Here is a 12,207-nt window from a genome sequence, read left to right on the forward strand (position 1 = left end):
TACAACCCGCAAGTTTTTGCTGCGCCGCAGGGTCGCCTGTTTCGCGCGCCGATGCAACGCCTAAGGCCCGAATCTGCGCAAGCTGCGGAATTAGCGACGGCTGCTAGAGAAAAACTTGAGCGACGCCCCGGCCGGGACGGCGGGGCTCACCACGATTGCGATGCAACTTACAACCCCCAGCGCTTCCTCTATGACCGAACCCCTCACCTCGCCGCGAGCCGCCGCCCCCGCGCCGCTATCGATGGCCGAACGGGTCGGACCGATTGCTCACGCCGTGCTGCGTGGCGCCGCGAAGGGCCTCTGCTACGACCAAGGCGGCTTCCAGGCCGCCGAGCTGTGGCTGTTGGACGACGCCAGCCGATCGGTCACGCTGACCGCCCGCTGGTCGAGCAAGGGCTCGCTGCTCGCCGGCCGGCCCGCGGTGACCCGCCGGCAACTCGCCGACGCCGCCGCGGAAGTGGCCGCCCTCGCCGGCGGCGCCGTTGTCCTCGAATCGCCCCGCGAAGCGATCGCCTGGGACCTCAATAGCCCCGCGCTCGGCGCCGCGATCTGCCTCCCCGTGTCGTCCGATGCGACGATCCACGGCGTGCTGTGGCTGCTCGCCGACGGGCCCAAAACGATCCCCGACGAGGCGGTCGAGTTGGCCGAGGTCGTGGCGGGACGGCTAGCGCTGGAGGTCGAGCGAGTTGCGGAAGGCGGATCGCGGATTGCGGATTCGGCGCCGGCGAAAGCCGCTGCCGAGCAGGCCACGGCTCCAGAAGAAGTTGTGGCAGAGACCAGTAACGCCACTCGGGCCGAGCAGTCCGCCGTTGTTGCGCCGGTGGAGGCTGCCGCTTGGACGGCGCCGCAGGCCGGTGACCTGGCGGCGGCGGCTTGCTGGGAACTCCCCGGCGGACGCCTCGCCGCGATCGCGACGGCGGCGATCGACTCGCCCGACAGCACCCAAGCCAGCCAGGGCGCCGCGGTCGAGTGGCTGATGGCGGAAGCGAAAGAGCTCGCCCCCAAGGCCGCCGACGCGGGACTCTTGCTAACGCTGCTCAACCGGCGACTGCTCGAGTCGCCGCTCGCAGGAGAAGGGATCGCGGTGACCGTCGCCATCCTCGACGCGCCGGAAGACGCCGACGCGGGCATCGGCGGCGCCGGGACGTGGGCTTTCGCCGGCCCGACGGTGAGCATCGCGGTCCGTGCGTCATCGACATCGACGCACGTCGGCGACCTCATCCCCTTGGGATGGAGCGAACACGAGGCGGGCTACGCCTCGCGCCCCTTCGAGCTGGCGGTCAATGAGCGACTCGTCCTCACCGCCGGCGACCCGCGGCTCACCAGCCCGCTCGCCGAGCGTCGCCTGGGCGACGTCTACCGCGCGGCGACTGCCGATGCGCATCGCGCAATGACGCCCGAAAGCTGCCTACGCCGCCTCGCGGTGAGCGGTAGTGAAGACGTGTTGGCAGCGGTAGCGTTGCGGCGAGTCTGAAACGTTTCCCGATCCGCCGATCCAACAACTCGGGTTGCCGGCTCTCGAAAAGCAAAACGACGCCGCCTCGCTACGTGAGCGAGGCGGCGTCGTTGAAAGTCTCTTCCGATTGGCGTCCCGCGATCAAACGCGACGACGCGCTGCCGCCGCGAGGCCGAGGCCCAGCGCCACGAGGCCCAGCGAAGCGGGCTCGGGGATGACCTCCGACACGACCACGTTGTCGATCAGCGTGACGTTCAGCAGCGAGTCGTTGGGGTCGGCCGAGGAGCTGGAGTTGGTGTCGGCGTGGCCGAAGAAGATGTTGCCGCCGCCGAGAGTGAGAGTCGATGTGTCGACCGTCGCCAGCACCGTGCCGTCAACCGTCCAGGTGGCGACTCCGTTCAACACTTCGATGACGTTGCGGCGCCACTCGAAGCCAATCTCACCAGCATCGGTTACGCCGGTCTGTCCAGGGAACAAAGCAAGCTGTGCCGCCGGCGCCGACACACCACCCGGGAAGGGCGTCGTGTAGTAGGCGTCGTTGCCATTGCGACTGGCGGAGGCGTAGACCGGGTCCCCATCCAGGTGACCCGTTGAAACGGCCGAGGTGTACACCCGGAAGTCTGCGGCGCTGCCGCCATCCAGCGTCACGCTAAAGCCAACGCTCTCCTTGGGGCTCGATCCTGGCCAAATCGCGGTGGCGCCATTGGTGCCGACGCCGAATGACGAAAGCTGGGTAGTGCCGCTACCGCCGGGACCCACAGGGCCGACATAGTTTTGCCACATGTCGAACTCGACCTTGTAGTTGCCAGCGAAGCTCTGGCCGGTCGGCGAAACACTGAAGCCGCTGAACACGCCGCCCGAGTTGTTGGCGGTCATCCTCAGGCCGGTGGTGCTCGAACCACCCGGGGCGGCCGGCACGCCAATCGCCGAGTAGTCGTAGTTGAAGTCGGCGAGGATGTCCGACAGGCCCGAGTCATTGACCGTCCAGTTCGCTGTCGGGTCGACGTCAAAATCCTCGGAGAACAGAACGGCGGCGCTCGAAACGAGCGGAATCGCTAGCGCAGCGGCAAACGCTGCAAAGCTGGTAGCCTTCATTAGACATCCTCGGGTGCGAAACTAAGGGGGGAGCGCCTGACGGCCGCCGAATCGATTCGGGGCTTACGTTTAGCCTGATTGCCACCCCCCTGCGCTGTCAACGAAGCGGCGCCTTCGTTATGCGCACAGAAATCCTGCTCTTGCGGCGTTGCGCACTGAGATCTTTCCGGCCTCTTTGCCGGGAACGCATTCCCCCGGTGATACAGGCCCCCGGTCGATGACCGCTGCTAGCTGTTGGGATGAAGCGTTTCCCAGACCCGCTGGACGACCTGCTTGAGGCCATCGCCCGTCGCCGAGCTGAACCTCAGCACCGGGACGCCGGCGGCCTCGGTGAGCCGCTGGGCGATCTCCTCGCTGCCAGGGAGCTCGCTCTTGCTCACGGTCACGATTTCTGGACGCGACGCCAAGTCGATGCCCAGGCGCTCGCTGTAAGTCTCGACCTCGCGGCGGATCGTGAGGTAATTCTCGACCGGGTCGGACTGGTCGTCCGGCAGCGGTTCCACGAGGTGCACCAGGACCCTTGTCCGCTCGACGTGGCGGAGGAACTCGTGCCCGAGGCCGTGGCCTTCGCTGGCGCCCTCGATCAGGCCCGGGATGTCGGCCATAACGAACTGCCGGTCCCAGTCGATTTCGACGATGCCCAGGTTGGGGCTCTTGGTGGTGAACGGGTAGTTCGCGATCTCGGGCTTCGCGCGGCTGACGCGCGACAAGAGCGTGCTCTTGCCGGCGTTGGGCATGCCGAGCAGGCCGACGTCGGCGATCACCTTGAGCTCGAAGACGAGCCGGCGCTTCTCGCCCTCACCGCCGGGGGTCCATTCGCGTGGCGCTTGATTGGTGGCCGACTTGAACCGCGTATTCCCCTTGCCGCCCTTCCCGCCGCGGGCGGCGATGACCGAGTCGCCGTCCTCTTTGAGGTCGCGGAGCACGAGGTCGAACTTCTCATCGCGCACCACCGTGCCGGGCGGCACGTGGATCACTTCGTCGTCGGCGTTCGCCCCGTGACAGCCCTTGCCGCGGCCCGGGATGCCGCTCTTGGCGCGCCAGTGCTTGCGGTGGACGAGTTCCTGGAGCGAGTCCACGCCGTGCTTGGCGACGACGATAACGCTGCCGCCATCGCCGCCATCGCCGCCGTCCGGCCCGCCGCGCGGGACGTACTTCTCCCGCCGGAACGACATGCACCCGTCGCCCCCGCGCCCGGCCTCGACATCAACGGTAACGCGATCGACGAACACTTTTTTGGGGCGCTAGTTAGGAGGCGCTGGGCGCTAGGGATTGGTGGGGGGGCGTTTGGTGGACCGGATGAGTCCTCGAAGCATTCTGCCAACTTGATCGGCTTGATCGAGCAGCTTTTCGGCGTCGGCCCTTTCGGCGTACCCGAGCTCACGGGCCAGCAGTAGCTGCGTCTCTACCTCAGCCAGGGAGCCCAGTGAAATGTTGCAGAATCGCGCCAAATCGCCCGCACTATCTCTGGCATGCCCCTCGGCGATATTTGACGGAACGGAGACCGCAGCCCGACGCAATTGGCTCGTTAAACCATAGCGTTCGGTCTCAGGAAACGTCGTTGTTGTTTTGTAGATATCCAAGGCCAATCGCATCGACATCTTCCAAACTTGGAGATCTTGATAGCCGGCCAAGACTCTTTTCTCCAGATAATTCCTCCGCGCCTAGCGCCTCGCAACTAGCGCCTCGCGATAGCGAACAAAAAAGGGACGGCGCTTAACAGCGCGCGTCCCTTCGTGTGTTGTGCGCTGAGGCCCGTTGTGCGGGGCTCAGTTCGACGCGGCGGCCGCGGCGAGTTGCTTGGCGTTGACGTTCTCGGCCAGCTGCTCGGCGGAGACGACGTTGATCCGGCGTCCTTCGCGGTCGAACATCACGTGGCCCTCGGTGAGGGCGAACAGCGTGTAGTCGCGGCCCTGGCCGACGTTCTTGCCGGGGTGGAACTTGTTGCCCACTTGGCGGACCAGGATGTTGCCGGCGATCACGTGCTCGCCGCCGAACTTCTTCACGCCACGCCGCTGGGCGTTCGAATCACGGCCGTTGCGGCTGGAGCCTTGGCCTTTCTTGTGTGCCATCGCTGATCGAAGGGGGTTTGTCGTTGGGGGGCGTCGTTGAGCGAGGCCGCTAAGCCGCGAGCGGCGCCCCGCTGGCGGCTTAGCGGTCCCAAGCCACCATCGCGCCGCTGGGACCGTTCACCGAGCCCCGCAGGTTACCGGTAGACCCACCGATAATCAACCCCTTCCTCGACGCCATAGAGGCCGGCTTTCCCGGGGGCGACGCCGTAACGGACCTCGCTCTCGTGTTGCAGGAATCGGTCGCCGGGACGCCAGAAGTTCAGCTGGAGCGACTTGCGGACGAATTCTCGCCCCTTTCCAGGGGGGTCACCCACTTGATACGCCCCTTCCGGGTCGGTCCAGTCGTAGGCGTTCGTCAGGCCGCGGACGTAAATGCTGAAAAAGTCGATCTCCGGGTCGAGGTCGCTCCACATCGCGACGCCCCACCGCGACTCACCCACCGCCAGTGGCTTCAGCGGCATCGTCGTGGTGGTGAACAGCTCCTGGCCCTGTGGCGCCTCACGCTGGGCGATCGCGGCGACCGCCTCGGGAAGGGCTTGGTCGAGATAGGCCCGGTAGATCTTGCCCCCGTCGGGGCCCACGTCGTGCCCCTGGAGCACGAAGTGCGGCACGAAGCGGATCGGGCCCGAATCGACCTTCGTCGCCGTGAATTCGCCGTCGGCCTCGTCCATCGTCGGCCGCAGGGCGGCGCCCGTGTTCTTCACTCGGTAGACGAGGTACCAGACCAGCCGCTGCCCCGACTCGGTCGAGGGGTCCTCGAATCGCATCATCCGCAGCGGCTTGAACCCGAACTCCAGGGCCCAAAGGTCGCGGGGGAATCGGGCGTCCGTGGCCTGTTCGAGCAGTTTGGCGCCGGCGGTGAGCTTAGGGTCCCACTCCAAGGACTTATCCGTGGCGATCTCGACCATATCGTGCCGCGTAATCGTCTCGGCCGGATCGAGCGAGGGCGGAATCACCGTCTCGACGCCCGGGGCGAACTCGCCCGAGGGGCCCGTGGCCGGAGCGGCGGCCGCAGCCGGCTCGGCGGACGCGAACTGGCCGTAGGCCGATCCCGTCGTGAGGGCCGGCGCCAAGCCGAAGAGGAGCAGTAGGATCGACAAGCGGGGCATCGCGGGTCGCCCCCGATCGGGGCGGCTCTGAGGCGGGCGGAAGGCGGCATGGGGAAACGCGGAGGGCCGCTCCATCGCCCGCTCCAACACTCCGAGTCTAATTCCGTCCGGCAACTGGGGCAACTTACGGGGACCTAACCTACCCCGCTGCGGCTCCGTCGCGCCAGTTATTCCGAATGCGCCGACCGTGTCTGGCGTTCTGGGGGGGGCTCCGACATACACTACGGAGGCTTACGGCGCCCGGCGCCGCCCACCCCCCAGCCGCGAGTCCCCCTGTGCTCCTGAGTTTCGCGTCCGATTCGCACGCCATCCCCACCGCGATCTACCTGGCGCTGGTCATGGCGCTGGGCGTCGGCGCCCAGTGGCTGGCGTGGCGTACCCGGCTGCCAGCGATCGTTCTCCTGCTGACGCTGGGGTTCGCCCTGGGTATCGCGATTGGGCCGCCGGGTGAGTACATCGACGACAACGTGCTGCTCCCCGTGGTCTCGCTGGCGGTCGGCGTCATCCTCTTCGAGGGGGGCCTGAGCCTCCAATTCCGCGAGATCCAGGAGACCGGGTCCGTCATTGTCCGCCTCGTAACGGTCGGACTGTTGGTGACGTGGGGCGCCACGACGGTCGCCGCCCACTACTTCATGGACTTCTCTTGGCCGATGGCGACGCTCCTCGGAGCGTTGCTCACCGTAAGCGGCCCGACGGTTATTCTGCCGCTGTTGCGTCAGGTACGCCCCACCGGACGGATCGGCGCGGTCATCAAGTGGGAAGGCATCGTCAACGACCCGATCGGCGCGATGCTCGCCGCCCTGGTGTTCGAACTCGTGGCGCACGGCGCGGGCGCGGGGCTCGCATCGGAGTCGACTTGGATCCTGGCCAAGACTACTTTCGTCGGTCTGTTGCTGGGCGGGTCCGCCGCCTGGCTCATGACCTACCTGCTCCAGCACTACCTGATCCCCGACTACCTCCAGAACCCGGTTGTGCTGGCGGTCGTCGTGCTGGTTTACGCCGTGTCGAACGCGTTCGCCAGCGAATCAGGGCTGGTATCCGTCACGGTGCTCGGCCTGATCATGGCCAACCAAAATCGCACCTCGGTCAAGCACGTCGTCGAGTTCAAAGAGAACCTGCGTGTGCTCTTGCTGGCGGTGCTGTTCATCATCCTTTCCTCCCGTATCCAAATCGGCTGGGAGGAGATCAAGCAAGTCGGTTGGGGCGGGCTGGCGTTTGTCGCCACGATGATCCTCGTGATCCGCCCGATCGCGACCCTGCTGGCCACGGTCGGCAGCGACCTGAGCCGCAACGAACGCCTGCTGCTCGCCTGGATCCATCCCCGCGGGATCGTCGCGGCGGCGGTCGCCTCGCTGTTCGCGCTGCGGCTCGCCGATACGCCCCTCGAGCCCGAGGGCGACCGCCTCGTGCTCGCCACCTTCATGGTGATCGTCGGCACGGTGCTGACCTACGGCCTAACGCTCGGCCCGCTGGCCAGGAAGCTCGGCCTCTCGCGCGAGGACCCGCAGGGCGTGCTGATCGCCGGCGCGTCGCCGTTCGCGCGGATGCTGGCCGAGGCGCTCGACAAAGAGGGCATCGACTCGCTCATGGTCGACACCAACCCGCAGAGCGTCCAAGCCGCGCGGATGGCTGGACTCCGCGCCCACTATGCGAGCATCGGCAGCGAGTTCGTCATCCAGGGGCTCGACTTGGGCGGCATCGGGCGCCTCTTGGCCATGACCCCCAACGACGAGGTGAACTCGATCGCCACGGTCGAGTTCCGCGACTATTTCGGCCGCGAGAACGTCTATCAACTGCCGCTCCCGAAGAAGTCGAGCGAACGCCACCGCCGCATCCCCCAGCACCTCCGAGGCCGACAGCTCTTCGGGCAGGGAGCGACCTACGAAGAGATCCGCCGCCGCATCGAAGCGGGCGCGCAGCTCAAGAAGACCACCCTCAGCGCCGACTTTACCTACGAGAAATTCGTCGAGCAGCACGGCGCGTCGGCGCTGGTGCTGTGCAAACTGCTTGAAGGCGGGAAGGTTCGCTTCGCCGCCGAAGACCAGCCGCTCGACTTCAAGTCCGGGGGCAAGATCCTCGCGCTGGTCGACCCGCCTGCCGGCGGATTCAACCCGTCGGAGAGCAACGTGCTCGGCTGACGCCCGGCGCCAACCGCCAAGCGAGTGACGTTACGGCATCGCCTGTGCCTTGCGGATCAAACACCCGCGCCTCAACGCGTAGGTCGAGCTGTTCTGGCGCAAAGGGCCACGGCGTGACTCGGACAAAGTCGGCGGACGATGCGCCGGGCGCGAACTGAATCGGCGGCCACGCCGTCGCCTCGTCGCCGACGACGAGCGGTTCGGGCAGGGCGTCGTCTGGCTTGGCGGGGCAGACACAGCACAGCCACAGGCTCATCCAATCGAACGACTGCAACCACGCCAGACAGCGCTCGGCGAGCGCCGTAGTGTGCAGCGACGATGACGCCAGCCATTCGGCGAGCCATGTCTCACGACGCCGCTCAACGTCGCGACGCCACGCCGCCCACACGGCGTCGTCCGCGTCGTGCTTGGTCTGTAACGCATAAAAGTGCGACGCCGCCATCCAACCGGCGAGCAGCCCTACCGCGCGGCAAGCGTCGATCGACCCGTTCCAAATCGCTTGCGACGCGTCCGCGGGCATTTCGGTGAAGCTCAACGGCAAACCCGTCTCGGCGTCGAGCAACGGCTGGTACCCGATCCACCCATCGTCGTGCCGCCGGATCGCCTCCAGCACTTCCGCGCGCACGCCAGCGAGCGGGTCACCCATGTCCTCATCCGCGCATACCAATGGCGCCACCGCCGTTCCGCCCCAAGCCTTCGCCAGCTCGTAGCTAAGCCGCGCATGATCGGGCTGCAAAACGAGCACCCAACGCTCGGGAGACGGGGCGCCCAACGGCCAAGCGCGACGGATCACTTCGGCTCCAGCCCGGCAAACAACTCGGCGAGGGGATAGCGAAACCCCGGCAGCAGCTCGCCGCCATCGAGCGCGGCGTCGCCCGTAAGAATCCGCGCGTCGTCGAGCGAGTGATGAACCGTCAGTGAACGATCATCGATGTCGAAGACCCAAACCAATTTCGCGCCCGCGCGCAACCAACGTCGCGACTTGCCGACATATTCCGCGGCACGCTCCCCGTAGGAAACGACTTCTATCGCTAGATCGGGTGGACCGTCGAAGTAGTCCTCACCACACACCGAGCGGTTTAACCACTCACAAGAAACGAAGCCGACTGCCGGCGATAGAACCGTATCGGGATCGCTACCAACGACGAAGCCACTCGATGCGACGACCTTTCCGAGTTGTCGTTCCTTAACCCACGTCCCAACAACGAAGCACAACGTGGCGCACAGAGCGCCATCCTGGAAGCCGCGGTAGGGCTTCCGCAACAACCGCCCCTCGATCAGCTCAAGCCGGCACTCGTCTCGAATGCCCGCCAAAGCGTCTGCGGTGACGAGCTCTTCCGATGGATCGGCGATAAATACAGCCGTGCTCATACCCAAAGTCTACCCTCTCCCACCCCGCACAAGCAAAAAAGCCGGCGGGGCAAAGCCCCACCGGCCTTCTCACTAACTGCTAACGGCTAATCGCTAACCGCTTACTTGTAGTAGCCTACAAAGTCCGCAATCGACTTGCACTGGATCTTGCCGGCGTTGCCCGCCTGGCCGAACGCCGTCATCCGCGCGACGCAGACCTGCTTCATCGCTTCGCGGGCCGGCTTCATCCAGTCGCGGACGTCGAACTTTTCTGGGGCGGTGAACAGCAGCTTGCGAACCGCGCCGGTCATCGCCATGCGGTTGTCGGTATCGACGTTGATCTTCCGCACGCCGTACTTGATCCCCTTCTGGATCTCCTCGACCGGCACGCCGAAGGTTTGCTTCATCTCGCCGCCGTACTGGTTGATGATGTCCTGCAGCTCTTGCGGGACGCTCGACGAGCCGTGCATCACGAGGTGGCAATTGGGGAGCCGCTTGTTGATCTCGATGATGCGGTCCATCGCCAACACGTCGCCGGTGGGCTTCTTCGTGAACTTGTAGGCGCCGTGGCTGGTGCCGATGGCGACCGCCAGGGCGTCGACGCCGGTGTCCTTGACGAACTGCTCGGCCTCGTCCGGGTCGGTCAGCAACTGGTCGTGCGACAGCTCCTCGGTGGCGCCGTGGCCGTCCTCTTGCTCGCCGCCGCCCGTCTCGAGCGACCCCAGGCAGCCGAGCTCACCCTCGACGCTGACGCCCTGCTTGTGCGCCGACTCGACGACTTGCTTGGTGACCTTGACGTTGTAGTCGTAGTCGGCCGGCGTGGCGCCGTCTTCCTTCAGCGAGCCGTCCATCATGACGCTCGTGAAGCCGTTGTCGATCGCGCTCTGGCACGTGTCGGGACCGTTGCCGTGGTCCTGGTGCATGACGATCGGGATCTTCGGGTACAGCTCCGCAGCGGCCAGCATCAGGTGCCGCAGGTAGGCGTCCTGCGAGTACTTCCGGGCGCCGCGCGACGCCTGGATGATGACGGGCGACTCGGTCTCCTCGGCGGCCTCCATGATCGCCTGGATTTGCTCCATGTTGTTCACGTTGAACGCGGCCAGGCCGTAATCGTTCTCGGCGGCGTGGTCGAGCAACAGACGCATCGGGACCAGGGGCATCGGGGACTCCTCTACTCTTACGTTGATTACAGGCGTTGATTACAGGGGTGCGTTGACTGCGCTTGCACTGTTTTGTGGTGGGGGACCGCGGCGATCGTTTCGCCCGAGCGGTCAACCGCCCCCCAAGGTACCGCCGCCGGCCCGCCCGCGGGAGGGTCAGAACGTCGCATCCGCTGCGCAATCCCGCGGTCGCCGTGGGACACGTCGGAGCCGGGGGGACGAGCCCTCGGTGGCAGGCGGGCACCCGCTTCGCTCCGGGCGCTGACGCTGACGGCTCGCCTGCGCCGACCGCGCCAGACCCGCGCCAGATCGCCCAGGATGCGTTCTGATGGTCGTTCTCGACTCAAGTGGGACCATGTTTCGTCGCGGCCGTCGGACGCAAATTCAAGCCATTGAGCAGACCCGCCACCCCGCACCGTCTGAGCCGGGGGCGCGAGCCCTCGGGGGACGCCTGGCGCCCGCTTCCCCCCCGAGGGCTCGCGCCCACGGCTCAGACGGGTACCGCTCGCAGGAAGGGCGCCGATGATTAGAAATCGGGCCGATCGGCTGTCTTGCCGGCGAAGTCCGCTTCGGGCGGCGTTTGCACCAGCCGCACGACGATCGCCTTGCGCGAGCCAGAGACCTCGCCGTCGGCCTTGTGGAAGAAACCGCCCAGGCGGCTGTCCGAGCCGGGCAGGCTCGTGACGATCATCATCTCGCCGACGACCAGCGGCGCCTCGATCCGCAGGTCGGGGAACGCCCGTTCTTCGCGCGTCGCCTTCGGCCGGGTGATCGCGCCGGCGCCGTCGGCGATCCAGCGCATCCGTGATTCGCCATGGTGCAGCTCGGGGGCGATCGAGACGTGATGCCCGCCGCCGGGCTGCGGCTCGACGCCGACGCGGTAGACGCCCTGCACCTGGGTGAAGGTCTCGCCCCACGGGCCGTGTTCATCGGCGAGCAGCAGCGTCGCCGACGGCGTCACGTCGCTGGCGTTCACTTGCGCAGGCTCGCCGGGTCGGACCGTCATCTCCTGCTTCTTGACGCCCGTCGGGGCCGAGAGCCGCGTCACCGTGCCGTCGGCGGCGTCGTCGTCCGCCTCGCTCGGCCGCGGGTTGAGCAGCCGCATGATCTCTGTCGGGGGCACCCCACCCACCACGCCGGCGCGGAGGCCGTTGCGTTGCAGCCGGGCTCGCAAACCATCATCGAGCCGCTCTTCTTGGACGAACCGCCACAGGCTCTCTTGCTGGTCTTCTTCGGCGTCCGGGGGCAGCGTCGCCCAGTAGACCTCGAAGCGCACGCCGTCCGCCGAGCGGTCCGCCGACCGCAGGGGCGACCCGACCGGCAAGGGCTTGTCGCTCACCGACAACAGCGTCGTGCAGCCCGCCGACATCGCCACCCCGGCGACGAAGGCGAGCAGGCGGCGGCGACCGTAGTTCGACAAGATTCAGCACACGGCGCAGAGCAAACCGCGGGCGCCAACTGAGCGACCGCCTAAGGCGCGGACCGTAGCGAACGCTATCGCCCGCGGCAAGATCGGCTGGTGGCGGTAAGGCTTGAAGCTCGAGCAGGATTATGCAAAAGCTAGCAGTTCAATTTCGGGCTGATAGAAGAAGCGTAAGCGCCCTTCGTCCCCGTCCACCGCTTTCGGGGGAGGCCGCTTATTCCGGGAAACGGGGGGAGGGGGTGGAACCCTGGTACCCGCTTCAGCACCCTCCCCCCGTTTACCAGAGAAAGCGGCCTCTCAGTGAAGAAGCAGGGAGATACAACGCGCTAACGCTTCTTCTATCTGCTCAACGTTGATTTGCTAGCGGTTTCATAATCGTGTCGCACCCACGGCTCAGGCGCTAT

At 66.5% G+C, this 12,207-nt stretch carries 11 protein-coding genes; 2 read left to right on the plus strand and 9 right to left on the minus strand.

Annotation, left to right across the window (positions count from 1 at the left end):
* The first annotated feature begins 190 nt into the window (after positions 1 to 190).
* Positions 191 to 1,474: a GAF domain-containing protein gene (locus tag Spa11_RS21560; RefSeq protein ID WP_145116663.1), complete on the plus strand. Its 1,284-nt coding sequence runs from the start codon at positions 191 to 193 to the stop codon at positions 1,472 to 1,474.
* A 123-nt stretch (positions 1,475 to 1,597) separates the two neighbouring features.
* On the opposite strand, the gene Spa11_RS21565 is transcribed toward Spa11_RS21560, so the two are convergent.
* From Spa11_RS21565 to Spa11_RS21585, 5 genes are all read right to left on the minus strand, one after another.
* Positions 1,598 to 2,551, minus strand: a complete 954-nt coding sequence (locus Spa11_RS21565) for a PEP-CTERM sorting domain-containing protein (protein ID WP_145116664.1) — start codon at positions 2,549 to 2,551, stop codon at positions 1,598 to 1,600.
* 227 nt (positions 2,552 to 2,778) lie between these two features.
* Positions 2,779 to 3,783 (minus strand): GTPase ObgE, encoded by a 1,005-nt coding sequence (gene obgE / locus Spa11_RS21570; RefSeq protein WP_145116665.1) that lies wholly within the window; start codon positions 3,781 to 3,783, stop codon positions 2,779 to 2,781.
* Positions 3,784 to 3,816: 33 nt separating this feature from the next.
* A complete protein-coding gene (locus tag Spa11_RS21575) occupies positions 3,817 to 4,185 on the minus strand; it encodes a four helix bundle protein (RefSeq protein ID WP_145116666.1) in 369 nt (122 codons plus the stop codon).
* Between the two features lie 135 nt (positions 4,186 to 4,320).
* The gene (gene rpmA / locus Spa11_RS21580; protein ID WP_145116667.1) at positions 4,321 to 4,623 is read right to left on the minus strand and encodes a 50S ribosomal protein L27; all 303 of its coding nucleotides are present in this window, start codon (positions 4,621 to 4,623) and stop codon (positions 4,321 to 4,323) included.
* Positions 4,624 to 4,757: 134 nt separating this feature from the next.
* A complete protein-coding gene (locus tag Spa11_RS21585) occupies positions 4,758 to 5,732 on the minus strand; it encodes a hypothetical protein (protein WP_145116668.1) in 975 nt (324 codons plus the stop codon).
* A 275-nt stretch (positions 5,733 to 6,007) separates the two neighbouring features.
* On the opposite strand from Spa11_RS21585, the gene Spa11_RS21590 reads away from it, so the two are divergent.
* The gene (locus tag Spa11_RS21590; protein WP_197529583.1) at positions 6,008 to 7,870 is read left to right on the plus strand and encodes a cation:proton antiporter; all 1,863 of its coding nucleotides are present in this window, start codon (positions 6,008 to 6,010) and stop codon (positions 7,868 to 7,870) included.
* Here Spa11_RS21590 and Spa11_RS21595 read toward each other — a convergent pair.
* The 4 genes from Spa11_RS21595 to Spa11_RS21610 form a co-directional block, all read right to left on the minus strand.
* Positions 7,839 to 8,663 carry a DUF3891 family protein gene (locus Spa11_RS21595; protein ID WP_145116670.1) on the minus strand — a complete coding sequence of 275 codons (825 nt, stop codon included), beginning with the start codon at positions 8,661 to 8,663 and terminating at the stop codon, positions 7,839 to 7,841. The two genes, Spa11_RS21590 and Spa11_RS21595, sit on opposite strands and share 32 nt — an antisense overlap.
* Positions 8,660 to 9,241, minus strand: coding sequence for a Uma2 family endonuclease (locus Spa11_RS21600; RefSeq protein ID WP_145116671.1), 582 nt, complete (start codon positions 9,239 to 9,241; stop codon positions 8,660 to 8,662). Before Spa11_RS21600 ends, Spa11_RS21595 begins: the two co-directional genes overlap by 4 nt.
* Before the next feature lie 101 nt (positions 9,242 to 9,342).
* Positions 9,343 to 10,380, minus strand: a complete 1,038-nt coding sequence (gene fba, locus Spa11_RS21605) for a class II fructose-bisphosphate aldolase (protein WP_145116672.1) — start codon at positions 10,378 to 10,380, stop codon at positions 9,343 to 9,345.
* Between the two features lie 526 nt (positions 10,381 to 10,906).
* Positions 10,907 to 11,800: a hypothetical protein gene (locus tag Spa11_RS21610; protein ID WP_145116673.1), complete on the minus strand. Its 894-nt coding sequence runs from the start codon at positions 11,798 to 11,800 to the stop codon at positions 10,907 to 10,909.
* Positions 11,801 to 12,207 lie beyond the last annotated feature (407 nt).

The sequence above is a fragment of the Botrimarina mediterranea genome (genome assembly GCF_007753265.1).
In the GTDB taxonomy this organism is placed as follows: domain Bacteria; phylum Planctomycetota; class Planctomycetia; order Pirellulales; family Lacipirellulaceae; genus Botrimarina; species Botrimarina mediterranea.

Bases quoted from the DNA above. Each gene is read 5' to 3' on its own strand.
- Spa11_RS21560 (WP_145116663.1), top strand. From the start codon at position 191: ATGACCGAACCCCTCACCTCGCCGCGAGCCGCCGCCCCCGCGCCGCTA.
- Spa11_RS21565 (WP_145116664.1), bottom strand. From the start codon at position 2,551: ATGAAGGCTACCAGCTTTGCAGCGTTTGCCGCTGCGCTAGCGATTCCG.
- rpmA (WP_145116667.1), bottom strand. From the start codon at position 4,623: ATGGCACACAAGAAAGGCCAAGGCTCCAGCCGCAACGGCCGTGATTCG.
- Spa11_RS21585 (WP_145116668.1), bottom strand. From the start codon at position 5,732: ATGCCCCGCTTGTCGATCCTACTGCTCCTCTTCGGCTTGGCGCCGGCC.
- Spa11_RS21600 (WP_145116671.1), bottom strand. From the start codon at position 9,241: ATGAGCACGGCTGTATTTATCGCCGATCCATCGGAAGAGCTCGTCACC.
- fba (WP_145116672.1), bottom strand. From the start codon at position 10,380: ATGCCCCTGGTCCCGATGCGTCTGTTGCTCGACCACGCCGCCGAGAAC.